General features: G+C 41.9%; 22 protein-coding genes and 1 riboswitch. Of the genes, 7 read left to right on the top strand and 15 right to left on the bottom strand.

Features of this window, described 5'->3' with window-relative positions:
- Positions 1-54 precede the first annotated feature (54 nt).
- Positions 55-1,221 carry an MFS transporter gene (locus tag ACWJJS_RS00620; RefSeq protein WP_077723077.1) on the top strand — a complete coding sequence of 389 codons (1,167 nt, stop codon included), beginning with the start codon at positions 55-57 and terminating at the stop codon, positions 1,219-1,221.
- 69 nt (positions 1,222-1,290) lie between these two features.
- A complete protein-coding gene (locus ACWJJS_RS00615; protein WP_032858716.1) occupies positions 1,291-1,746 on the top strand; it encodes an RDD family protein in 456 nt (151 codons plus the stop codon).
- Positions 1,747-1,781: 35 nt separating this feature from the next.
- Here the strand turns inward: ACWJJS_RS00615 and ACWJJS_RS00610 are convergent, their stop codons facing one another.
- Positions 1,782-2,468: a VOC family protein gene (locus ACWJJS_RS00610; protein WP_454023225.1), complete on the bottom strand. Its 687-nt coding sequence runs from the start codon at positions 2,466-2,468 to the stop codon at positions 1,782-1,784.
- Positions 2,469-2,766: 298 nt separating this feature from the next.
- Here ACWJJS_RS00610 and ahpC point away from each other — a divergent pair, with 298 nt between their 5' ends.
- Both ahpC and ahpF read left to right on the top strand, forming a co-directional pair.
- Positions 2,767-3,330 carry an alkyl hydroperoxide reductase subunit C gene (gene ahpC / locus ACWJJS_RS00605; protein WP_004393188.1) on the top strand — a complete coding sequence of 188 codons (564 nt, stop codon included), beginning with the start codon at positions 2,767-2,769 and terminating at the stop codon, positions 3,328-3,330.
- A gap of 13 nt (positions 3,331-3,343) precedes the next feature.
- A complete protein-coding gene (gene ahpF, locus ACWJJS_RS00600; RefSeq protein WP_326374927.1) occupies positions 3,344-4,873 on the top strand; it encodes an alkyl hydroperoxide reductase subunit F in 1,530 nt (509 codons plus the stop codon).
- A 670-nt stretch (positions 4,874-5,543) separates the two neighbouring features.
- Here the strand turns inward: ahpF and ACWJJS_RS00595 are convergent.
- Together ACWJJS_RS00595 and ACWJJS_RS00590 are read right to left on the bottom strand one after the other, a co-directional pair.
- Positions 5,544-6,845, bottom strand: coding sequence for a hypothetical protein (locus ACWJJS_RS00595; protein WP_096034911.1), 1,302 nt, complete (start codon positions 6,843-6,845; stop codon positions 5,544-5,546).
- Positions 6,846-7,844: 999 nt separating this feature from the next.
- Entirely contained in the window at positions 7,845-9,197 is a 1,353-nt protein-coding gene (locus tag ACWJJS_RS00590) for an amino acid permease (RefSeq protein WP_454023224.1), read from the bottom strand.
- A gap of 145 nt (positions 9,198-9,342) precedes the next feature.
- A riboswitch (glycine riboswitch) is annotated at positions 9,343-9,423 on the bottom strand.
- Between the two features lie 298 nt (positions 9,424-9,721).
- Here ACWJJS_RS00590 and fbp point away from each other — a divergent pair.
- Complete coding sequence (gene fbp, locus ACWJJS_RS00585) at positions 9,722-11,647, top strand: fructose-1,6-bisphosphatase (protein WP_070082638.1); 1,926 nt, start codon at positions 9,722-9,724, stop codon at positions 11,645-11,647.
- A gap of 52 nt (positions 11,648-11,699) precedes the next feature.
- Here the strand turns inward: fbp and ACWJJS_RS00580 are convergent, their stop codons facing one another.
- The 6 genes from ACWJJS_RS00580 to ACWJJS_RS00555 all read right to left on the bottom strand — a co-directional run bounded on the left by ACWJJS_RS00580 (position 11,700) and on the right by ACWJJS_RS00555 (position 18,035).
- Positions 11,700-12,164: a (2Fe-2S)-binding protein gene (locus tag ACWJJS_RS00580; RefSeq protein WP_044052762.1), complete on the bottom strand. Its 465-nt coding sequence runs from the start codon at positions 12,162-12,164 to the stop codon at positions 11,700-11,702.
- A complete protein-coding gene (locus ACWJJS_RS00575) occupies positions 12,157-12,999 on the bottom strand; it encodes an FAD binding domain-containing protein (protein WP_454023223.1) in 843 nt (280 codons plus the stop codon). Before ACWJJS_RS00575 ends, ACWJJS_RS00580 begins: the two co-directional genes overlap by 8 nt.
- Entirely contained in the window at positions 12,986-15,316 is a 2,331-nt protein-coding gene (locus tag ACWJJS_RS00570; RefSeq protein WP_454023222.1) for a xanthine dehydrogenase family protein molybdopterin-binding subunit, read from the bottom strand. The genes ACWJJS_RS00575 and ACWJJS_RS00570 overlap by 14 nt, the downstream gene beginning before the upstream one ends.
- A gap of 5 nt (positions 15,317-15,321) precedes the next feature.
- Positions 15,322-15,942, bottom strand: a complete 621-nt coding sequence (locus ACWJJS_RS00565; RefSeq protein ID WP_326998250.1) for an NTP transferase domain-containing protein — start codon at positions 15,940-15,942, stop codon at positions 15,322-15,324.
- Positions 15,939-16,955, bottom strand: coding sequence for an XdhC family protein (locus tag ACWJJS_RS00560; RefSeq protein ID WP_454023221.1), 1,017 nt, complete (start codon positions 16,953-16,955; stop codon positions 15,939-15,941). The genes ACWJJS_RS00565 and ACWJJS_RS00560 overlap by 4 nt, the downstream gene beginning before the upstream one ends.
- Positions 16,956-17,018: 63 nt before the next feature.
- Positions 17,019-18,035, bottom strand: coding sequence for an FUSC family protein (locus ACWJJS_RS00555; protein ID WP_454023220.1), 1,017 nt, complete (start codon positions 18,033-18,035; stop codon positions 17,019-17,021).
- Positions 18,036-18,351: 316 nt separating this feature from the next.
- Here ACWJJS_RS00555 and ACWJJS_RS00550 point away from each other — a divergent pair, with 316 nt between their 5' ends.
- Together ACWJJS_RS00550 and ACWJJS_RS00545 are read left to right on the top strand one after the other, a co-directional pair.
- On the top strand, positions 18,352-18,906 hold the full coding sequence (locus ACWJJS_RS00550) for a Pathogenicity island protein (RefSeq protein ID WP_095318288.1): 555 nt from the start codon (positions 18,352-18,354) through the stop codon (positions 18,904-18,906).
- A 58-nt stretch (positions 18,907-18,964) separates the two neighbouring features.
- Positions 18,965-19,126, top strand: coding sequence for a hypothetical protein (locus ACWJJS_RS00545; RefSeq protein ID WP_044052758.1), 162 nt, complete (start codon positions 18,965-18,967; stop codon positions 19,124-19,126).
- A gap of 169 nt (positions 19,127-19,295) precedes the next feature.
- Here the strand turns inward: ACWJJS_RS00545 and ACWJJS_RS00540 are convergent, their stop codons facing one another.
- The 6 genes from ACWJJS_RS00540 to ACWJJS_RS00515 all read right to left on the bottom strand — a co-directional run bounded on the left by ACWJJS_RS00540 (position 19,296) and on the right by ACWJJS_RS00515 (position 24,924).
- Positions 19,296-20,162 carry an SIR2 family protein gene (locus ACWJJS_RS00540; protein WP_061861697.1) on the bottom strand — a complete coding sequence of 289 codons (867 nt, stop codon included), beginning with the start codon at positions 20,160-20,162 and terminating at the stop codon, positions 19,296-19,298.
- Positions 20,159-21,151 carry a ParA family protein gene (locus ACWJJS_RS00535; RefSeq protein WP_020958089.1) on the bottom strand — a complete coding sequence of 331 codons (993 nt, stop codon included), beginning with the start codon at positions 21,149-21,151 and terminating at the stop codon, positions 20,159-20,161. Before ACWJJS_RS00535 ends, ACWJJS_RS00540 begins: the two co-directional genes overlap by 4 nt.
- A gap of 624 nt (positions 21,152-21,775) precedes the next feature.
- A complete protein-coding gene (locus ACWJJS_RS00530) occupies positions 21,776-23,719 on the bottom strand; it encodes a hypothetical protein (protein WP_088037194.1) in 1,944 nt (647 codons plus the stop codon).
- A 150-nt stretch (positions 23,720-23,869) separates the two neighbouring features.
- Positions 23,870-24,349 (bottom strand): 23S rRNA (pseudouridine(1915)-N(3))-methyltransferase RlmH, encoded by a 480-nt coding sequence (gene rlmH, locus ACWJJS_RS00525; protein WP_013354196.1) that lies wholly within the window; start codon positions 24,347-24,349, stop codon positions 23,870-23,872.
- Between the two features lie 80 nt (positions 24,350-24,429).
- Positions 24,430-24,600 carry a CxxH/CxxC protein gene (locus tag ACWJJS_RS00520; RefSeq protein ID WP_004393147.1) on the bottom strand — a complete coding sequence of 57 codons (171 nt, stop codon included), beginning with the start codon at positions 24,598-24,600 and terminating at the stop codon, positions 24,430-24,432.
- Positions 24,601-24,753: 153 nt separating this feature from the next.
- A complete protein-coding gene (locus tag ACWJJS_RS00515) occupies positions 24,754-24,924 on the bottom strand; it encodes a hypothetical protein (RefSeq protein WP_454023219.1) in 171 nt (56 codons plus the stop codon).
- Positions 24,925-24,937: the final 13 nt, after the last annotated feature.

Below are 24,937 nucleotides of genomic sequence, written 5' to 3'. Positions count from 1 at the left end.
TCTAACATATCTATTTTTCTATATATGTAGTTATAAAAGGAGGCATACATAACAATGAAAAAAAGCAGTTCCATCTTCATTCTATTTTTGGCACTAGGGGTTTTCGGGATTATTACGACCGAGATGGGCATCATCGGGGTTCTTCCGCAAGTGGCGGACAGATTTCATATTTCTGCTTCAAAAGCGGGATGGCTTGTCAGTATTTTCGCGTTCATCGTCGCTGTGTCGGGACCGTTTTTGACCTTGCTTGCTTCAGGTATAAACCGGAAATACATTCTGCTTTTAGCGGTGCTGATGTTTGCCGTTTCAAATGCGGTCTACGCGTATACGGCGCATTTCAGTGTCATGCTGGCGTTTCGGATCATTCCGGCTTTATGCCACCCGGTGTTCTTTTCTGTAGCGCTTGCGGCCGCGGCCCGGCTTGTCCCCGCCGGCCAATCCGGAAAAGCCGTAACGAAAGTCTTTTCAGGCATCACCGCCGGCTTTGCGTTCGGCGTGCCTTTCACGTCCTATCTGGCGGAGCGTCTCTCCCTTGAATCCGCCTTCTTATTCGGCGCTATCATCAGTCTCATCGCGTTCACGGGCATTCTTCTCTTTTTGCCATCCATGCCGGTCACAGAAAAAATGTCTTTCAGTAGCCAGCTCGGCATTCTTCGCAAACCGGCTTTGTGGCTCAATATCGCTGCCGTCACCTGTCTCTTTGCGGCCATGTTTTCTGTCTACAGCTATTTTGCGGAGTACCTCGGGCGGGTGTCCCATATGAACGGCACATGGGTCAGCTTCATGCTGATGAGTTTCGGGGTGATTATGATAGCCGGGAATTTCGTCTTCGGTGCTTTGTTATATAAAAATATGAAAAAGACCGTCATCCTGTTTCCGCTTCTTTATACAGCCGCCTACTTGCTCATATACGGGTTTGGGACGTCTTTCGCGCCGATGGCTGTCCTCGTCTTCGTATGGGGCGCCGTTCATTCCGGCGGTCTCATTGTCAGCCAGACATGGCTTACTGCGGAAGCAAAGGAGGCGCCTGAATTCGGCAACAGCCTGTTTGTCTCTTTTTCCAACCTCGGCATCACCATCGGAACGGCGGCGGGCGGCTGGTTTATTTCACATTTGGGAATCCATCAGCTGATGTGGTGCGGCATCATGTTTGCCCTTCTGGCTTTCGGGCTGATCATGGGACGCTTGGCATGGGGAAAGAGGCTGCTCGCAGAAGCCTAAGCTCCGTTGCAAAATCCGGAATGATTACGTATAATATTCCAGATTAAAGCAAGGGAGAGAAAAAGATACATGGAAAGACCGGCAGGATTTTGGATTCGGTTTCTGGCTTACGTCATTGATCAAATCATCATAGGAATTCCGATTTTTATCATTCAATTTATGGTCTCTTTTTTATTTGCGGCAGGCGTTGCGGCGGCTGACCCCTTCATGACCGAAAACCAGTTTAACATCTCTTTTCTGGTGTTCGGCGTCATTCCGATTCTTGTGAGCTCTATTGTGATCAGCATCTTATATTTCAGCCTGCTCACAGCCTCAAAGATGCAGGGGACCCTGGGAAAAGCATTGCTCGGCCTTAAGGTCGTCAATGAAGATGGCGGACGCATTTCCATCGGCCAGGCCTTCGGACGCGCTTTCGCATATATCATATCTAAGCTCATTCTTTATATCGGATTCATCATGGGTGCCTTCGGAGAGAAAAAAACGCTGCACGACATCATGTGCAGCACCCGGGTTGTTTATAAATAATGTCCCCAAGTCCGGGCCTTTGAGCCCGGGCTTTTTTATGACGGCTGTGCCCGCCTGATGTCAATGCCGCCTTCTCCGTCAGCCTCAATGCGGATCGTCCCGTTCACAATGACAGACAGCCGATGGAACTCCGCATGCTGATCAGAAAAAATCCAGCGGCGGCCGCTCGGCCCTAAAAGCAAAAACGCCCCATCATTGTAATCACCCATAAAATGAAACCCGTTTTCCTTAAGAGGCGCGCCGTCTCTCACCGGTATACCGAAACGCTGCAGCTCCTTCCCCGTCGATACCACCTCGGCAGCCGTCAGATTCACCTCGCCGATATTCAGGACGGACCCAATCGAAAAACGTTCCGCGCTTTCCGGCGATGTGTCTCTCGCGATGAATTCCGCCAGGTTGTTGGACGGATCTTTGAAATAAAAGGAACGCGCCTGAATATGAGTGAAATACACCTCATCCTCCCCATCTTCCGTTTGAAAAACGACTTTATCCTTTATCCACGCCTTCGCCTCATCAAAACGATTATTCGGAATATTAAACGCGAAATGATACGTCGGATGAGAGTGAGAATCGGCGCGCCTGAATTCCAACTCACTTTCTCCCGCCTTGATGGTAAACGAATCACCGGACTCATCAATTAAAGGAAAACCTAACACCCGTTCATAGAAGTGTTTCGTCTCCTCCAACGCACAACTGTACAAAGTAATGTGATTTATTTGCATGATCATACCCCCTTTGGTTTATACTGCCATATAGAGGGGGTGATTCCTACTGTTTCGATTCACCAATTGAGAATCCCCCTTTCGCCCGGCGCTACACATGACAAACAGCGACAAACCGCTTATACCAGGCGTTTTTAAATGTCTAAAGCAAAAAAAGCAGAAAATAATACCCCATATAGCTTGACAAAAAATAAATGTTATTTAATAATCTATATATAATTAGAATTATTATTGAAAGATAAAGTGAATGCTTTGTCTTTTTAATATATTTCAAATCACATTTCAGGAGGAAGATATTATGTCTTTAATCGGAAAAGAAGTACTGCCATTCGAAGCAAAAGCTTTCAAAAACGGTGAATTCATCGATGTAACAAACGAAGATTTGAAAGGTCAATGGAGCGTTTTCTGCTTCTACCCAGCGGATTTCTCTTTCGTTTGCCCGACTGAACTTGAAGATCTTCAAGGACAATACGCTGCACTGAAAGAATTAGGTGTTGAAGTATACTCTGTTTCTACAGATACTCACTTCGTACACAAAGGCTGGCATGACAGCTCTGAAAAAATCGGCAAAATCACTTACGCAATGATCGGTGACCCATCTCAAACGATCTCCCGCAACTTCGACGTTCTTGACGAAGAAACTGGTCTTGCTGACCGCGGAACATTCATCATCGATCCTGATGGCGTTATCCAAACAGTTGAAATCAATGCAGGCGGTATCGGCCGTGACGCAAGCAACCTAGTAAACAAAGTAAAAGCAGCTCAATACGTTCGTCAAAACCCAGGTGAAGTCTGCCCGGCTAAATGGGAAGAAGGCGGCGAAACACTTACACCTAGCCTTGATTTGGTAGGTAAAATCTAAGGAGTGCATTCCATTGGTACTTGATGCAAATATCAAAGCACAATTAAATCAATACATGCAGCTAATTGAGAACGACATTGTTCTCAAAGTAAGCGCCGGTGACGATGACATTTCTAAGGACATGCTGGCTCTCGTTGACGAACTGGCTTCCATGTCATCTAAAATTTCAGTTGAAAAAACTGAATTAAACAGAACACCGAGCTTCAGCGTTAATCGTACCGGAGAAGACACAGGCGTTACATTCGCCGGTGTTCCTCTCGGCCACGAATTTACATCATTAGTGCTGGCATTGCTTCAAGTCAGCGGCAGAGCGCCTAAGGCTGATCAAAAGGTCATTGACCAGATTAAGAACATCAGCGGAGAATACCGCTTTGAATCTTATATCAGCCTGACGTGCCACAACTGCCCTGATGTCGTCCAAGCATTAAACATGATGAGCGTGCTCAACCCGAATATCACACATACAATGATTGACGGCGCGGCATTCAAAGAAGAAGTAGAAAGCAAAAACATCATGGCTGTTCCGACTGTTTTCTTAAACGGTGAATCTTTCGGCAGCGGCCGTATGACCATCGAAGAGATTCTCGCGAAAATGGGCAGCGGCGCAGATGCGTCTGAGTTTGCCGACAAAGATCCGTTTGACGTTCTTGTTGTCGGCGGCGGACCTGCCGGCGCAAGCGCGGCGATCTACACGGCGCGTAAAGGCATCCGCACCGGTGTCGTCGCTGAACGCTTCGGCGGCCAGGTACTCGACACCATGAGCATCGAAAACTTCATCAGCGTCAAAGCGACTGAAGGACCGAAGCTCGCTGCAAGCCTTGAAGAGCACGTGAAAGATTATGATATTGACGTCATGAACCTTCAGCGCGCGAAACGCCTTGAGAAAAAAGACCTCTTCGAACTTGAACTTGAAAACGGCGCTGTACTGAAAAGTAAAACAGTGATCCTTTCAACAGGTGCCCGCTGGCGCAATGTCAACGTACCTGGTGAGCAAGAGTTCAAAAACAAAGGTGTTGCATACTGCCCGCACTGTGACGGACCATTGTTTGAAGGCAAAGACGTAGCCGTTATCGGCGGCGGAAACTCCGGAATCGAAGCGGCGATTGACCTTGCAGGTATCGTCAATCACGTGACTGTGCTGGAGTTCGCGCCTGAACTGAAAGCAGACGAAGTCCTGCAAAAACGTCTTTACAGCCTGCCAAACGTCACTGTGCACAAAAATGCACAAACGAAAGAAATCACAGGCGACCAAAACGTAAACGGCATTACGTTCGTTGACCGTGAAACAGGCGAAGAAAAACACGTTGAACTCCAAGGTGTATTCGTCCAAATCGGTCTCGTGCCTAATACAGAATGGTTAGACGAAACCGTCGAACGCAACCGCATCGGCGAAATCATCGTCGATAAGAGCGGCGCGACAAGCGTTCCCGGCCTATTTGCCGCAGGGGACTGCACAGACGGCCCGTACAACCAAATCATTATCTCCATGGGATCAGGTGCAACTGCCGCTTTAGGCGCATTTGATTATTTGATCCGGAATTAATGTAAAAAGCGCTACCCTGCTTACACGGCAGGATAGCGCTTTTTTATAATAGCTCATATAAATAAAACCTCGCATCATGGACGACAAACATTTGATGAAACTGTCAACAGCCGATTTCTTTCCCTTCCAGATTGGTGTAAAAACATCCCCTTTATTATCAGCATGCATTCCCTCAGTCGCTGCGGTTTGTTTTTCGCAATACAAATATACTGTATGGTCGGTTGAGAGCCAGACGTTTCTTATTCATATGTTAAAAAATGATTCTACCATCAACTAGATGTAAAGATAAAACCGGTGTACTGAATGACAGTACACCGGTTTTTTAATGATTGGACTTTTATGGACTCAATGAGTTTTGAATAATGCTTGCGCATACTCATTTGATTACTATTCGACCATCTTCTCAGTCAGATCGTCAATCGCCTTCTCTGACATGTCGTCTTTTATCGTGTCACGCGAGAACTTCAGTTTGTGATCAAGCATTCCTATTTAATTTAATATGCCCCACCCCTCATGTGCGACTTTGCAGCACTTCCAGCACATATTGAAGCTAGCAGCAAACGGGTTCACAAGTATTATTTTTTGGCGGGCCTTGATACGCGTCTTTAAATGCAAGCTTTTTCGGCAACAGGTCCGCAGTACAAGGAAAGTTTAATTAATCTTCCTATACTCATCTTCTAGCACTTATTAACCATTCAACTAAATAGCTAACTGCATAAAGAATTGATGCTACACCAAATAGTACAGCACTAATATTAGTAAGATGAGAGTTACCACCTAATATATAATGAGTTATAATATATAAAAATGCACTTAGAAACAATAACAATATACTAAAATACTTCAACGCAACAAATTTTTCTTTCGGTTCTCCTCTCAGTTTAAAAATGGTTAAGCATATCATTTTAAAAAGTATATACAAGAAAACTCCTATAATGAGCAATGGGGACAAAAAATTTATTATATATTCCGGGATTTTAAACTCAGATAGAAATATATTAACTTTCTTCAATATAAAGTATGATACTATAAATAAGGCTACTATTGTCGTGGTTTTTAGATAAAACCTTTTGTTTTTATAATTCTTTCTTATAAAAGTAAATAACTTAATTATATTAACTTTCAATAACCCCAACTGTTTTTTAAACTGTTTCCTTCGACTAACATATTTACTCCATGCTGAACTTATATATAAATCAATCGGATTAATCGTTTCTTTATTTTCTGGAGATTCATGCATCTTTTCAAATAACTTTTTTAGATAATTTATTATTTGGTTAATAGCTGTTAACATAAACACTGCTAATATATAAGCTGATATTTCTCTATTTCCCTCAGCAAAGTTTGTTATCATATTTCTCTCACTTACAACATAACTCATACCAATTGATATTATTATAAAAAAAGGAGAAAACAATAGTTCATTAGTATCTCTAACTTGTTTCTTTGTCGGGAATGTATAAAAACCAGATATAGTTATCCCTATAGCTAAAATAATACTTATTATACCTGCAATTTCTTCTTGAACCCCATATCTGTTTAACGCTGAAAAGAGAATATTAAACAATTGCTTTCCTAGCCAGCCCAATATTAGAGTTGTCACTAGAGCTAATCCATAATTTTTTGCAGCAGATTTATATTTTAACTTAATATAAAATGTAATTCGCAAAAGTATCATGGGTATATTTATTTGTTCAGTAAATAGATTTATTGATATCATCAAAATAAAAATCACCATAGAGAGTAGATAATACGTTTTAAATTCTAAAAGAAACTGATGATTAAACATGCTAATTATAAATGAAATTAGTGATGAAGGAAATAAAGATATTAAAGCACTAAATAAAAGATTACAAATGATGACAACTAATCTGGAATAATCCTTTTTTTTCATTAACCGATCAATAAATTTAGACATAGCTGCAGTTGCTAATAACCCTTCAGAAATCAATATAGAGCTGGGGGATTTCAATTTCGTAGCCTCCTTTTTAACCTTATCTAACATAATAGAAATTTGAATAAATTCCTATTTTATTCGCTAATGTCATATCTGCATCATGATAATCCTTGTCCATATGATCTATGTCACTACGATGGCGGACAGACGCACCATATAAATATTCAGCGCTTCATTCATGATTTGTCATGTTCTTCAGAATTCAAAAATCCTTTTTGTTGGTAGGCATGTTGTTGTATCACTTCAATAACAACGGCCGCTGATAATGCTCACCAAACCCAACTATCCGATAATGCATGGATCTGACCCGTTCAACAGATTCATCCACCTTTGTATCAATCTCTTCAATATGCTGTTAAACAATAGACTACCGCATTGTTAGCCATTTACTTAAGTATAGTGCCGTTATTCATTAACAGATCCGATTGGATTAAAATAGACAGTTAAGACACTGAATTTATCGTATGACCATCTCCAGTGTTTCCCTTTCTAGTTATAATAAAAGAAAAAAGCACATTGTGCTATATTTTTCTAGTAAAACCCTTTTCATTATCTTAATCTGACTATATACAATAACCTTAGTGGTTTTTTGATGTAGAAAATTGATCATCAATGAAGGAATGAAGTTATGAGTGATAAAAGACAGAACTATGCCAAAAAATGATGCCGAAAACGGAAAAAGACTTTATAAAGTTGACAACCATTTGATCAAGACTATTATGTTTAAGTTTAATATTAGGTAATAATCAATTGTGGCACAAAATGACGTATTCGGCGGCAAATCCAGAAAACAGATGTAGAGATGGTAATAGTATAGTGTGAGGGAGGATTATATTCTTATAGAATATTCTGTTGTGGAAAGCGTGGGCAATATTTGAGGATATTGGAGAGATATGATCATTTCCACTTTTAAAGGAGCATTCCGATGGTTGATCTTAAAAATGCTCCTTTTAAATGTGACTCTCCGTAACATATGCTTTCACCAATCTCAATAAGTGAACGTTCAGCATAATGTTAGGTCCTTCTTTTCTTTCTCCCTCTCGCCCGATAGATAAGAAACAATCCAATAAACCACAGCGGTGTCAGCAGCAAAGCCGGGCGCGTCGCATCCGCAAACAGCATAATCACCAGAATGACGGCAAACAGCGACAGCACGGCGTAATTGATAAACGGCGCAAACGGCGCCTTGAAAGGCGAGCTTGCGTGTAAGTCCGGACGGGTTTTCCTGTATCTGATATGACAGACAAGAATCACGCCCCACACCCAAATGAAACAAATCGCGCTGATGGTGGTCACGATGCCAAAGGCCGCTTCCGGTATCAATTTGCTTAAAAGAGCGCCAGCTGACAGCACAATAACCGATATCCATAATGCGCGGCTCGGCACATGATTTTTATTCAGCTTCGCAAAACTTGCCGGCGCCTGTTTCGTTTTGCTTAAGTTATACAAAATCCGGCTTGTTGAAAACATCCCGCTGTTACAAGCAGAAGCGGCAGACGTTAATACGACAAAATTAATAATTCCCGCGGCCAACGGAATACCGACCAGACTGAAGGTCTTTACAAATGGACTTTCCGTTGCATTCAGCTGCATCCACGGATTAATACATAAAAGAATGATCAATGCCCCGACGTAGAAAAATAAAATCCGCAATGGAATTTTATTGATAGCGGACGGAATATTTTTTTTCGGATTTGACGTTTCCGCCGCTGACACACCCACTAACTCCACACCGACATAGGCGAAGATCACCATCTGGAACGAAAGCAAAAAGCCTGAAAATCCGTTCGGAAACAAGCCGCCGTGCTCCCACAGATTCGCCGCTGAAACCGTTCCGGTATGCGTTTTGAACCCAATCACCAGCAGAACCACCCCGATGACAATTAACGCGAGAATCGTGACTACCTTAATTAAGGCGAACCAAAACTCCAATTCTCCAAAAATCTTAACCGTTAACAGATTAAGCCCTAATAAAATGAGCAAACAGATAAGTGCAGGAACCCACTGCGGAATGTCAAACCAATATTTCACATATACACCGACGGCGATCACATCCGCCATAGCCGTCATAATCCAGCAAAACCAATAAGTCCAGCCGGTGACAAACGCTGCACGCGGCCCTAAATACGCCTCGGCAATATCCGTTAATGATTGGTAGCCTGCTTTAGATAACAGCAGTTCTCCCAGCGCCCGCATGACGAAAAAAAGCGCAATACCTACAATAAAATACGCAAAGATGATAGAAGGACCCGCCAGCTGAATCGCCTTACCGGACCCTAAAAACAATCCGGTGCCGATCGTGCCGCCAATGGCGATCAGCTGCACGTGCCGATTCGATAAGTCCCTCTTTAGCTCTCGCTGCTCCACATCTGACTCCTCCTTACCTCTCTAGTGAACGACGAGCAAAAAAAGCCAATAAAAAAAGAGATTGGATGCCCTCCAATCTCATGGTCATAAGAATATCAAATTATATTTGCGCCGCTGACAATCAACAGCATGACAAATACATATTCGGTACTCTTCTGTCCTTTTGCCTGAGATTGTGAACCCTTCGGCGCCGCGGAAAACCCGCGGTCTCTCCAGAAGCCGCTCCTGCTGTAGTGCGACCCACAGCAATCATAGCCTGCTACGTATTAAGTTTCCGATAGAAATAACTATCAGCTAACTTTTTATTTTAATGGAAGTTGAATTCATTGTCAATAGGGGGATGAGCTCACGGCGTTATCCCGGTCCAATTTTCGATGCCTGAAGCGCCGTATTTTCCGTTTTCATTGTCTCAAAAAGGCGTTATGCGGTACTATCATATAAGGTCTAATCATTTAAACATTATGTCATACTTTAAATTCACTTTATCATACAATTGCTCGTAAATAAAAAGGGGATGGACGAGATTGGAAACCAAATATTTAGATCTGCTCGCACAAAAATACGATTGTGAAGAAAAAGTGGTCACGGAAATCATTAATCTGAAAGCGATACTGAACCTGCCGAAAGGAACCGAGCATTTCGTCAGTGATCTGCACGGGGAGTATCAGGCATTCCAACACGTGCTGCGGAACGGTTCAGGAAGAGTAAAAGAGAAGATCCGCGATATTTTCAGCGGCGTCATTTACGATAGAGAAATTGATGAACTGGCGGCTTTGGTCTATTACCCGGAAGACAAACTGAAGCTGATCAAACATAACTTTGATACGAAAGAGGCATTAAACGAGTGGTATAAAGAAACGATTCATCGGATGATTAAGCTCGTTTCTTATTGTTCTTCCAAGTACACCCGCTCCAAATTGCGCAAAGCACTGCCCGCCCAATTTGCTTATATTTCCGAAGAGCTGCTGTACAAAACAGAACAAGCCGCCAACAAGGAACAATACTACTCCGAAATCATAGAACAGATCATTGCGCTCGGCCAGGCCGATAAGCTGATCACCGGTCTTGCCTACAGCACGCAGCGATTGGTGGTCGACCATCTGCATGTTGTCGGCGATATTTATGACCGCGGACCGCAGCCGGATAAAATCATGGAAGAACTGATCAACTATCATTCAGTGGATATTCAATGGGGGAATCATGATGTTCTCTGGATAGGCGCTTATTCCGGCTCAAAAGTATGTCTGGCAAACATTATCCGCATCTGTGCCCGCTATGACAATCTGGATATTATTGAAGACGTTTACGGCATCAATCTGAGACCGCTATTGAACCTTGCCGAAAAATATTACGATGATAACCCGTCTTTCCGCCCGAAAGCGGACGAAAACAGACCGGAAGATGAGATTAAACAAATCACAAAAATTCATCAGGCGATCGCGATGATCCAATTCAAGCTTGAGAGCCCGATTATTAAGAGACGGCCGAACTTTAATATGGAGGAACGGCTGTTACTGGAAAAGATTGATTATGACCGCAATGAAATCACGCTGAACGGAAAAACGTATCAACTGGAAAACACCTGCTTTGCGACGGTGAATCCCAAACAGCCCGACGAGCTGCTAGAAGAAGAAGCAGAAGTCATGGACAAGCTGCTGTTTTCTGTCCAGCACTCCGAAAAGCTGGGCCGCCATATGAATTTTATGATGAAAAAAGGCAGCCTGTATCTGAAATATAACGGCAACCTGTTGATTCACGGCTGTATTCCCGTCGATGAAAACGGCAGCATGGAAACGATGATGATAGAGGATAAAGCTTATGCGGGCCGTGAGCTGCTCGATGTATTTGAACGGTTCTTACGTGAAGCGTTTGCCCATCCGGAAGAAACCGATGATCTGGCGACAGATATGACGTGGTACTTATGGACAGGCGAATACTCCTCCCTCTTCGGAAAACGGGCCATGACAACCTTTGAGCGGTATTTCATTAAAGAGAAGGAAACGCATAAAGAAAAGAAAAACCCGTATTACTATTTGCGTGAAGACGAGGCAACCTGCCGAAACATCCTGAAGGAATTCGGCCTCAATCCGGATCACGGCCATATCATCAACGGCCATACACCGGTAAAAGAAATCGAAGGAGAAGATCCGATCAAGGCAAACGGAAAAATGATCGTCATCGACGGCGGCTTCTCCAAAGCCTATCAATCCACAACAGGCATCGCCGGCTACACGCTCTTATACAACTCCTACGGCATGCAGCTCGTCGCCCATAAACACTTTAACTCCAAGGCCGAAGTGCTGAGCACCGGAACCGACGTCTTAACAGTGAAACGATTAGTCGACAAAGAGCTGGAGCGGAAGAAAGTGAAAGAAACAAACGTCGGTGAAGAACTGCTGAAAGAAGTGGCGATTTTGGAGAAGCTGCGGGAGTATCGGTATATGAAGTGAAGAATATGGAGTTCAGGGATGATTCTCTGGGCTCTTTTTTTACGGTTGCGAACTAAGAAGTCCCTTTCCCTGTATGTAAAACAGATTTAACCGCTTCTTCAATCTCCCTGTAACCCGTACATCTGCAAATATTGGACTCCAGCCAATTTTTTATCGTGTCATCACTTGCATTCGGCTCAGTATTCACTAAAGCATGGCAATTCATGAGAAAACCCGGTGTGCAATAACCGCATTGAAACGCGAATTTTTCAATAAAAGCCTTTTGAATCGGCGTATTGATCAGTCCTTCAATTGTCGTAATGTCCTTTCCTTCCCCTTCTGCCGCAAGCATTAAGCAAGACTTCATCGGCACCCCGTCCGTTAATACCGTACAGGCGCCGCAATCCCCATTTAAGCAGCCCGGTTTTGCACCAGTTAATCCGAGACGAAGACGAAGAGCAAATAACAAAGTATCAGCCGGTCTGACCGTCATCTGTCTTTCCTCGCCATTTACTTTCAACGTAATAAGATCAGACATTTGGACCTCCTTCTAATTCCCGTAAGGCATCTAAAATTGTATGTTGCAAGACAAATATTCGGTATTCACTTGAGCCTTCCGCATCATCAAGAACGGGTTTGGGTACATACTGTAAAGACCTGCGCGCTCTATCTTCTAATGAATAGCTTTTATCGTTAAGCACAGCCTCCATTTCAGCAGAACGAAACGGAAATGGACATACGCCGCTGAAGGCCATTCTGATCTCATCATCTTTTTTCAGCGCACAGACTGTCACCAATGGATACCCGACATTCCACTGCTGTCTTCTTTTGATACTGACAAATGGCAGGTCAACGTACGCTCGATCGACAACGACATGAAATAAAAAATCTCCTTTTCGCAATTGTATTTCCTTGTTAAATACTTTATTTATAGGATGGTAATGAATCCCCGCTCTCCCTGCAATCCCTAGCAAACTATCAGAAATCAGCAACGGCAGCACGGCCTCACGGTAGTAGATGCCCCCGCAAATGTTTCCGCCCAGGCTGATCTTATTTCGAGTCGTCCGATCGGCTATTTCACTTACTGTTTTACTTAATAGCGGAAATGGATTTTCTTCCTCCAGTTTCGTTAATGACACGCCCGCTCCGATCACCAGATAACGTTCATAAAAACGGATGGCGTGAAATTCCGGAAGCGCGTTCATATCTATCACCGCATCCGTATAGACGATATTCAGCCTTCCTAACGTGATAATTTCCGTGCCGCCGGAATAATACATCGGTGTTTTCTTTTCAGCCGCAAGCGAGTGAAATAGATTGATTGTTTCTTGAATGGTCTTCGGTTTAAAATAGTCAAAATCAAACGGTATCATCTTTCCACCCCTCTTGCGTCCTCCATAATTGTTCGGGAATGAGAGGAAGTTGATTCAATTGGACACCTAAAGCGGCGGAAAGGCAATTTCCCAATGCGGCCGGCATCCCCAGCAGTCCGTGTTCCCCGCCGCCTCGCGCTCCATAAGGCGCAATCACATGCGGGGTTTCAACAAATTCAACGATATATTCAGGCTGCTCTCCATAGTGAAGGGGGCGGTATGTTCTAAGCTGAGGATTTAATACTCTGCCATATGAATCAAATACAAAGGTTTCTCTTCCTCCGAATGCGATTCCCATACTCATCCCCCCCATCACTTGACCCCTTGCAGCTTTTTCATTCAGTACAGTTCCTATATCCACAACAGAATAGGCTTTTGTAATCCGATACGTATAATCCCGCTTATCCAACTCAACTTCAATTCCCTGAGCACCTACAGCCCATTCGGGTCCCGGCTTTCCTCTTCCCGTTTCCCGGTCTAAATTCGTCATCCGGGTTAATGTGTAATTACCGCTCGCAATGATTTGGCCGCCAACGGTATTTCCATTCGGAAACGTATATCCGTAAGCAATGTCTTTTATGTCAACATGTACAGAAGGATGATCTATAAAATAAACCTTTCCGTCGGCCACTTCCAATTCCTCGACAGGAACCCGCAACACACATGATGCCGCGTCCTTCAGCTTTCGGATGGCTTCCTCCGCTGCATTCAGTACGGCTCTCCCGGCCATTAACGTCCCTCTGCTCCCCACGGTTTTCCAATGCTCGGGAGTTGTTTGGGTGTCTACAAGCATTTTCACGTGAATTTTGCTTATATCCATTTTCATTCGTTCCGCTAAGATTTGGGCTAACACTGTTTTTGTCCCTGTTCCAATTTCCACTACCCCTGACATCAAATTAATGCTTCCATCGGGATTAAAGGTTAAAAGAACCCCGGACGTTGCATTTGTATCAAATGTTGAGGTTTTCCAAATACAGCTGATTCCCTTCGCCCGTATCTTCCGGCCGTCGATTTCAATTCGCTGCCCCTCGTCCCAATTCATTAATTCCTTCAATCTTTCAATACATTTCGGCACATTTCCGACCGTGCTTGAATTGAGAAGAACTTGAGTCGGTGTGGTGTCACCGGGGCGAATGGCATTTTTATAGCGAAGTTCTAACGGGTCCATGTTCAGCTTTTCCGCCAATACATCCATCGTCCGCTCAAAAGCAAATAACACTTCAGCATGGCTGTAGCCTCTGAATGCACTGGGATATGGATGATTCGTATACATACAATATGAATCACACGATATATGGTCGATAGCGTACGGACCCGTACAATCAACCACCGCAGCCCGGCTGATGTCCACTCCTTTATCAGAGTATGCTCCGCCATCAAATAAAAGCTGAATGTCTGCCGCCTTTAAAATTCCATCCTTTGTGGCCCCTAATTTGACAATGGCATCCAATCCTACATGAACGGGAGATGTGATCATATCCTCTTCTCTCGTATTAAACAATTTGACGGGCCGGCCTCCGACTGCTTTTGATGCCAAATAGGCAATCACCTCTAACTGAACGGCTGCTTTTCCCCCGTACGCCCCGCCTACTAAAGGCGTTTTGACGATAACCTTTCCGGGTTCAATTCCAAAATACCACTGCATTAATTTTTTAATGGCAAAAGGGGCTTGAGAGGATGTGGTAATGATAATCTCCTCATCCGCCCGAATTTCAGCGATCGAGCATCTTGTCTCCATCGCAGCGTGATCAGAAGGGTTAAAGGAAATCTGGAATTCTGCTGTCACATCACTTTCCCTAAATCCGTCTTCAATATTTCCTTTTCTAACCTTATCCAGGTTTGCGATATTTGTCTTCGGAACCGGGAATACACCTTTTGTCTTCTCATAGCGGTCCGCATGTTCATGAACGAGCGGCGCATCCTTTTGAAAGGCCTCACGGGGGGAATTGACGACGGGAAGAGGTTTATAGGATACTTTGATGGCATCCGCGGCCTTTTTAGCTGTAATCGGATTTTCCGCAACAACAACAGCAACCGGCTCACCATGGTATCTGACCCTTTTATAAGCAATCGGCGATCTGTCTTTAATTTCTTCACCTGCAAGCGGAAAAGGTTCGTCACCCAATATCGCTCTCACACCGGGAATCTTCCAAGCTTCTGAAAAGTCCATCAACACAATATCGGCATGAGCATATGGACTGGTCAGCATTTTTGCGTGCAACGTCCCTGTTTCTTGAAAATCATCCGTATATTTCGCTTTACCCGTCACTTTTTCAAGGGCCTCTTTCCGAATGACACTCTTCCCGATATACTCCAACTCATTCACTCCCCGAATTTATTCAGCAGCAGCTTATAATCTTCAACTGTATCGACGTCATAAAAAAGCAAAGGGTCTTGAAAGCTGATCATTTTTCCCGCCTTGATCATACTTTCACGGATCACATGCCGGGCGCCCTGATCTCCCTTTAACTGATGCAATACCGGGAAACATTGATTGGAGAATAAAATAGGGGGCATAGGAAGATGCTGATTTTCAGCGGCGATAAATAAATAGCGGCGCTCCTTTTGATAGGAATCAATTAACGTATTGATGATATCTGAGGTGACAAACGGCTGATCTGCAAGGAGAATGATAACGGCGTCAGCCTCGTACGCTGCCGCTTTTTGTAAACCGCATAGTATAGAATGGCCTTGGCCCTTACCCGCTTGCTCACATTCTGCCTGGCTCCACTTATTTGACATAGGGGATAAAAAGAAAAATTCCGAAAGCCAATGCAGTGAATCTCCCTTTCCCGTAATAACGAAAATATGATCTAATTCAGATAACAAGGCATGTTTAAGAGCCATACTTCCAAGGGAAACGCCATTGAGAAATAAACTTCGCTTATCCGTCCCCATGCGTCTGCTTGTACCGGCTGCCAGGTAAATGGCTGCTGTTTTCATAAGCGGGTCCTTTGTTTTCGCATTTCTTTAATCAGCTCGCCGACGATACTTACAGCAATCTCTTCAGGGCCTTGTGCCCCGATGGGAAGGCCGATAGGGGAATGAATATCTGCCGGAATCTCCGCCCCGCCTAACAGCCGCTCCGTGCGCCTTCTGGGGCCTAAAACGCCTTTATAAAACACATTCTCGTTTTTTATTGTATGTAAAATGATCTGATCTTTTTGAAAGCTGTGCGTCATAATGACAACAAAATCCCTTTTTGTCATGCTCAGGCCTTCCATGACTTCTTCCGGCGCTCCCGTTATCAAATGGCCGGCTTCAGGAAAATGCCCGTGATGACATAAGGCGGGACGCCAGTCAATCACCGTCACATGAAAGCCCGCACGAGCCGCCAACGAAACTAACGGCCTCGCATCTTCTCCTGCTCCGAAGACATATAAACAAGGTTTTGGCACCATCTGATGGATAAAAAACAAATCAGATGTATGTTCATCTCTTTTGATTCCCTTCTCTGTCTGTCTCAGTTTTTGAATACAGCCTTGCTCCATCACATCCCCGGTTCCAAACACGCTGCCGTCTTCAGCGATATACAGATCTTCCTTCGGCTCTAACGTTTCAGTGAATCGTTTCACTCGGGTCACAGATTTTTTTCCATCTAAGCATGTCTTGACTGTCATCAGATGCCGTTCCAATTCCCCTTTTACAGGCTCAAGCAACACCGTCAAAACACCATTACAGCCAACGCCCTGTCCCCAGGATAAATCGTCTTCCGCACTCATATCAAAGCGGACAATCAACGGTTCTCCCGCAGACCAGACCTGCTCTGCCCTTTCAACGAGATCTTCTTCCAGACAACCGGCGGATAACATGCCGACTCTTGTTTTGTCCTCTAAAATCAGCATGGAGGCGCCTTCTTTCTTATAAGCGGACCCCTCTGTTTTAATAATGGTAGCCAGTACCTTAGCTTTCTTAGAATTAGCGATGACATCCAAAATCCGGTGTATATCATCCATCTCATGTCCCCCGCTTTTACCTGATCATATCTGTATATCCGTATTCTTTTTTTCCAGAAAACATTACAAACGCTTCAGCAATTTCTTCGTTTCTAAAAAAAAAGAGTCTTTATAGACCTTATGACCGGGCGGCGGGTGCGACAGCAAGTCGGAGCGGAGAGATTCCAATAACACGTTCTGTTCCTTCTGTTTCCGATTGTCTGTTTCACCCTCCTGTATGCCTTTAAAACCCGCAAAATATTCACTTAACACTTGTAAATTATTCCCCAGCTCCCTTTTGTCACTTGAAGATAAAGCTCCTTCTTTTTCCCATTCTTTTAACGTTTTCACTATATTTGACAGATACTCAAATCCGGCGTTCAACTTTTGCATCTCTATTTGATAGCTTGAAATGATGTTTTTATGTTTTTTTCTGACGGGGTTGAATTTTAAGCTGTCAGAGGCTGTTTGCAGCATCTCTTTTGTCATATGCAGCTCCTGCAGAAGATGGTTCATTTTATATTCCATAAGGTTCCCTTTTCCTTGCCCCCACTCTGATTGCACCCATTTGGAAAGGTCTGAAAGTGTGCCGGAAAGCTGACGAGCCAATGTTTGAAAAGAGTCCGCTGCCTTTTTTGTGTAGTCCGGCGGAAACAGGAACATGTGAATCAGAATCGCGATGATGACGCCGATCACCGTATCGATGATTCGGTCGAATGCATAATCTTTAGAGTTTCGTTCAAACGTAAAGACCAATAAAATGGTGAGCGCTACCTGATGTAAAACCGTTACATCTATTCGCAACCACTTCGCTATGTAAGTACCGCCTAACAGGAACAGCCCCAGCATCCAGCCATTCATTGGCAAGTGACTGACAAGAAAGGACGTTAGCATGATCCCAATCGCAGTTCCCGCAATACGATGAAAAGAAAAACGAATCGACTGATCTATCGTTGGCTGCAAACATAAGATAACAGACAGAGGCGCTAAATAGGGGTGATCAGAGCCCGCCAGTTTTGCCGCTTCCCAAGAAACCGCAGAGGCAATCGCCATCTTCCAAACCAAAGATGTTTTGTTTTGAATTTTTTCACTTTTCATCATACGCCCCCTCCTTTCAGAAACCTTTTCCACTAGGTTTCCGTGACGGAAAGGGATTTATACTGTTGTATGGAAAATGCGGAAGAAGCTGTTGTTCGCAATAAAGGTGCTTCTCTGAGCTCTTCTTTACGGTTTCTATCCTCCTTGATAACTTCGCATCAGATATGAACCCTGCTCTCCTATGACTTTCGAAGGGAAACATACAAACCTTGTTGGTTAATGTGATGAAATTGGGTGAATTTTTTATCATTTTATATGGTAAGGGTTTAACAAGCAGAATGCCTTTGTTAGTATGGCAACCAAAGGAGGAGGATCAATGATGCAAAGCAGAATGAAGCTAACCGCAGTGAAACTGGCAGCCTTGGTATTCCTAGCAGGTGCCTTTGCCCTCCCGGTTTTACCTCATGCTGCGGCTGCTGCAGAATCCCAAGCTACATACAAAGTTGAAAACCTCAACGACAGTGAGCTGAAGATGACGTTCAATCATGCAGATGTTCATATTGACGCTAAAGGCAATGCAACCCTAAAAGACAACATAACGGGCGAGGAGCAGGCTCTTCCGAAAAGCTCTACTGACAAAAATGGTGACCCCGTTACACTGAAATATGAAAAAATCAAAAATGGCGTTTTAGTCAAAGTCGTAAACAAAGACGCTGGAAAAACGAGCGGGTCAATCAGCACCCAATCAGTCGGGAAATGTATTTTAGGTACTGGCGGTGGTGCGGTAACTGGAGGCGGCACACTGGGTCTTGCAGGAGCTGCTGTAGGAACAGTCACAATACCCGGTATCGGAACAGTAGGAGCGGGTGCCGTCGGAGCCATTACCGGCGCTGTTGGCGGTGCAATGACAGGAGCTGCCGCATCTTGCTTTTAACCATGAAGAAAAAGGGGCCCGCGCCCCTTTCTTTTACTAACTATGGAAGGTGGTCGACATGTACAAAATCATCATTCCTTCAATACTAGCCATCTTCATTCTCTGGATACTCTTACAGATTTCACTGGAGATAAGCATCGTTAAGAACCCATTGAATTATTTTATTGTAATCATTGTCTTCTTTCTCTTTATTAAGATGGTGAAAGAGAAGCAACAGTAGGTTGCTTTCAATAGCTGTGGGAAACCAGATTTGTAGTGGAATCTGGTTTTTGTTTCACCTCATTGACTGCTAACTAGCAATAGTTTTGCATAAAATTCAATCTATCGAACTATTCCACAAAATGCCAGGTGTAATACTAGAGTTAATTTCTCAATATACAGAATGTTACTCACCAAATTCTTGCACTAGCAACTTTATCTCGCTCCTCTTCAACCAAAACAACTAATGATTCTAATGATCGACAGAGTTCTATATGATTGTTCGTTGAATCATAACTTATAATTTCCAAGTTAGCATTCTCTCTTGTAGACCGAACTAAATCTTCAGTCACATTATCTGAGGCCGTTACCATATAATGTGGGCGGCTATTTGGATATACATGAGCATAATTTTCTAAAATTAATCTAATATCAGGGTCATTTAGACCGCACCCTAAAAATATAAATGTGTGGGTTAAGGCTAAGGCATCTAACAACTTGTAAAAAGTGGAATTATTATACCTAGCTTCTGTATACTGCTTTCTGGTAAAAATCATTTGATTAGGGAAATCTATAGTGCCATGAATTTTTATGATTATCCGATCCTCGGATCTAAGCTTATCTGCTAAATCGTCATCATAATAGTTTTTCACACTAATAGTTCCATTTGATTCTTGGTTGGCAAATGTATCATATATTTTATCAACATTTGGAGTGGCTACTATTCTTGAATCTAATTTAAAAATCGCTTCATGAATTCTATGTTTTTCAAATCCAGGTCTCATGAAAGAATCTTTAGCTATTTCATTAAAACCATGGGAACTTAATTTGTAATAAATTATTTCACAAGCAGTTAAATAATCTTTTTCAGCTATAAAAGTATTAATATGTTCAGTATTTTCAGAGATATTATCTGAAGCTATTCTCAAAAATTCTTCCCAAGTAGGTGGCCTTTTACCTTGTGCATTTATGGAATTTCTAGATATTCCTGAACCTAAAAATAAAACAGACTTTCTTCTCGCTATATCTTTCACGAGAGGAAGTGGCCAGCTAATCATCCAATTACCTCCAAACTCTCAATCAGTTTCCGAGAAATACCTTCCATAATATATTTAAATTCTTTTACTTTAGTAAAATGAGCACCTACTACTCCATCTTTTGCTTCTAATCTGTATACTGGTTTATGGGCAACTTGTGACATTGGTATTACACTATGGAAGTTAGGAATACTTCCCAAATCATAATCATTCTCTCCAACCTCTTTGTTCAAGACTTCAATTAATTCCCTTTTCATCGTAGCTGGAATTGGTTCAAGTATACGTTCAAATGCTTTGACTGGTCTCTTTACTCCATCCTTTGTTTTTGCAGTATATTGTTGAGTAACATACCCAGCAAACTTCAGGTTACTCTCTGTTTTTAATCCATCTAAAGCTTCTGGATCTTCATTGTTTATAACTCCATAATTAAACCTTGTTTTCCAAGCTTCTAAAGTTTGGCCAATGTTCTCAACCGCCAATAAACTAAAGATATCGGAAGACATAGGTGTTATAAAATAATCTGATGCTAATAATATAGATCTATTTAATGAGCCTAAAGATGGCCCCATATCAAAAAAAACATAGTCAAATTCTTTACATCTACTTAACAATTCACTGAAAACAAGCGTTGTCCTCAAACCCCTGGGTAAACCTGCAACAGCATCTCTCCAATCATTGGATAGTAAATCCTCCATCAATGCCAACCGTGGATCGCCAGCTAAGAAACTAATATCAAAATTATTTACTTTTATTAGATTTAACTCTTGTGAATAGCCCTGTCCTCTATGTAAGGGCTTTAACATGTCGTATATTGTGAATCCATCTTTTTTATAATAAACTTCTTCAAATTGCTTATCAGATAGTAAATTCACCGTAGAATTACACTGAGGATCCGCATCTATTAGCAGTACCTTTTTATCATACTCAGCAGCTATAAAACTTGCTAAATTGCATACTAATGTAGTTTTACCTACTCCGCCCTTGTTGTTAAACATTGCAATAGATTTCATAAATACCCTCCTGTGACAAATTTTTCTGAAATGGACCTGGTTATATATTATCATGAGTTTCATGTTTTTTCTGAAAAAATCAGTTTAAGAAAATAAAATACTTATGATAAGGCTCCCTTGACTAATCTAAGTATGGTTTTTATTAATTGATTTTTGTTTAAATAGGGTACTCAAGACTTTCGAAACCGTTACGGAACTGCAGTAAATGAACACTGCACGTTCTAAGAAAATTTCGTGGCTACAAGTTGGATTATCATAAAATAATTCCCGATTACTCAAACGAATCATGGCCTTGTTTCTCTGCATGGGTAAATCTTGAAAGCTTTTTCGGATAGGTGGAGTGAACGGTGGACGAACTCACACCACAATGGGGTCAGGAAACTTCATGAAGGTTTGACGATACATGAATCACCACAGCATGGACTGTTAATTCATGAGAATCGTATTCCAAATGCGGTCGAGAAGCCGTATCAATTCATTCATGGTCTCTACTTCTTCTTTTTCTTATTGAGCCCTGAACATGCCTAGAAAGAATTATCAACTAATTTTGAAAAGAACCTAATTTAACTTGATGCTTACAATTTTTACTCCTGCCACAGGGGCCTGGTTCGTTTCTTCTTAATATTAATCACCCACAACCTTCGCTGTGCAAAGATCATCATTTATCTTTATCATAATCGTTATTAATAATCTGAGAGCATGCAAATAATTTACATAATGCTCATTTTCATTCTCATAGCTAGAAGATGTACCATGTAAATACTTGTTCCTTAAGTCATATCCATTGATAAAATTTTTCTTATTCAAGTAGTAATCTATATAATTGGATTCTTGCCTTGTTAATAATGTATTTTCGGAAACTAAAACTCTTTCATTTAATAACTTATCAACTTCTTGCTTTAGAGCATTAGTTAACTTACTAGTCACAACTACACCGTTTATATGGATATAATAATGTATAAGTGTTCGATTCCTATTGACCAACATTATTTCATTATCGTCGTTTACAGTCACATAATCATGTTCAATAAGCCAATCTAAAGACGATTTTTGATAATCCTCTATGTCATGTAAATACAGCTTATCAGTAGTCAACCTTTCAATAAGCGTATTGTATTGAATATCACCATAATTCGGGAAATAAGTAAGGTTACTTTGGTCAGAGAACATAATATTTCTCAATATTATAGCCTCATCATTATTTGGCGCTATATACACGTATCTGTCTTTTGTCATGCTTGGGCATTCAGAAAATGGCAAAGGCTTGCTTTCCATTTGTACAAGTTCTTCATCAATGTAACCATCCTCTAAATAAAACCTATACTTCTTGATTATGCTTTCAATAGTTGGAAATATAGATTTGCACTTTTCAAAATTCGGATTATCTATAGGTGGTAGCTTAATGGTGAAGTCCTCAATATAGAATTCCTCTTTTAGATAAACATTGAAGAACCATTCAATTATTGCTTCTAAATCTTTGTTTTTACTCTTTAGAAATGAATAATATACATGCATTTGTGCTAAGGATAACGATTCTCTTATTGAGAAAGCTGTACAGGTCTTGTATTCTTTTTCATGAGCAAAACCAAATCTTTCAAAAACACTTGCATATATTTCATTATATGGGAATTTAGAAACCATATCATTATTTACGAACTCGAATATGTATATAAAGTTGTTCAATAATGTAGGATTATCAAGGTTTGATTCTAACCATTCTTTATCAACTTCTGTTCCTACTTTGCTTAAAGTGAAATGTTGCTTTACTGTACCCTCTACATTTTCTTTGAACTCAACTATTATTTCCGTTCCCCGCCCACTACCATCTTTAAAGAGTTCTCTCTCAAGTCTTTCGCTTACTCTTTTTGCTTTCAGTTTAACTCTAGTATCTAAAGCAAACTCTTTTGTATTCTGTACATTACTAAGAAGCCTGGTATAATTTAAATTAGGCTTGTCTAAATCAATATAGGTGCTAATAATCTTTTCTTTATCTTCTGTAGTTAATGATTGTGGCAAATAAGATTCCTCTCGTTCGCTCCTATGCTTTAATAAATATTTATCCAAAAGTAAATTTGTACTTCCTTCTGGATTGATAAGCATGTATTCTCTTAATTCCACGTCATATTTCATCACAAGTTTATATTGCTTAAATATTTGCCATGCAAATACATCAAGTTTATCAAGAAACACCTTAAATCTGCTTTCTGTAATATCACCCAACTTCCTTTTTTCTATTATTTCCCAAAAGCATTCCTTATATTCGAAATCTACTTCTTCATATTCGGCTAATATGTCTGAATGATGATTGATATATTTACCCACTAACGATTTAGCTATACCGTCTTTTTCTTTAAGCCATTCCTCTTTATCTTCACCAAGATATAATAGAAATGTATCGTCCTTCACATACTTGATTATATTATATAATTCTATAGCTTCATTGATATTCTCTATTGTATGACCTATCGTCAACTCCTCATAAACTTCTTTAGCCTTATCTAGCATATATCCTTTTGCCAAATCTGGCCCTTTGTAGTACTCTACACCTCTATATCCTTCCTTTACCACATTCCCCTCTCCTTTCTTTAATATTAATATTCTTTGGCAAACTCCTACGTTGCCTTCTCTTTTGATTTTCAAAGTCGAATTGGAAGGATTCTTTTTACGTCATTACTCTGTTACTATTAGCAAATAAATTCTTTACTCTAAAAACCTCACTCACTTATGATAAGGCTCCCCACGATTAATCCGAAACGCCCGGTAAATCTGCTCAACTAGTATGAGCCGCATGAGCTGATGAGGAAATGTCATTTTTGAGAATGACAGTTTGTCGTCTGCGCGCTTCATGACGGCGTCGCTTAGGCCGAGTGAGCCGCCGATGACGAAGGTGATTTTGCTTTTTCCATAAGTCGCCAGCTTATCTATTGTATCGGCCAGTTCTTCGGATGTTTTCATTTTTCCTTCGATGGCGAGGGCGATGACGTGGGTGTCCGGGCTGATTTTGGCCAGGATGCGTTCGCCTTCTTTGTCTTTGACGATTTTCATGTCTTGGTCGCTCAGGTTTTCCGGAGCTTTTTCGTCCGGGAGTTCGATAATGTCGATTTTTGCGTAGGCTGAGAGTCGTTTTTTGTATTCTTCAATGCCTTGCTTGAGGTATTTTTCTTTTAGTTTTCCGATGGTCACAATATTGATATTCACAGGTCATCCCCACTTTAGAAACAAGTTATTCATATATATTGTCCACAATTGTGGATATCTTTTCTGTATTTTGTGTAGGATCATTCGTTCCCTACTAGATATGTTGCAGTGTCCCCACATAATTCACAGGCTGTGGATAAACTGTTAGTATGTTCGATTTTTCTGATTTCGGGCGGAAGCTCATGATCATCTATGTACATGTCCAGCACGGTTTCGATATGTTCTTCACAAGAATAATAAGCGGTTTTCATTGTTACATCCTCCGGTTTTCTTTTGCGCGCGGCAATTGTTCTCTTCTCAATATAACCTATTTATACACATGTTAGTAGTGCTTCGGGCTGAGTTTTATCCACAATTCGGCAAATGACGCGCAAAAAGAGCCGGTGTTTTCAGCATCCGGCTCTTTACGTGTTTTCTCTTTTTTCTAAGCGAAGGACGAACAGAATTCCTAATAGACTCGCCAGCAGCGTACAGCATACATCAATCCAGTCCGGCTTTCCGCCGTTTAGAAAAGAGTTGGTTATCACGGAAACCAGGAGAATGGTTACGGTCACCGCGGCAAGCTTTTTCTTCATCGGCTCCCTCCTT

The sequence above is a fragment of the Bacillus sp. JK106 genome (assembly GCF_053663355.1).
The sequence above is the reverse complement of the archived record's forward strand: the minus strand, read 5'-3'. Positions and strand labels throughout refer to the sequence as shown.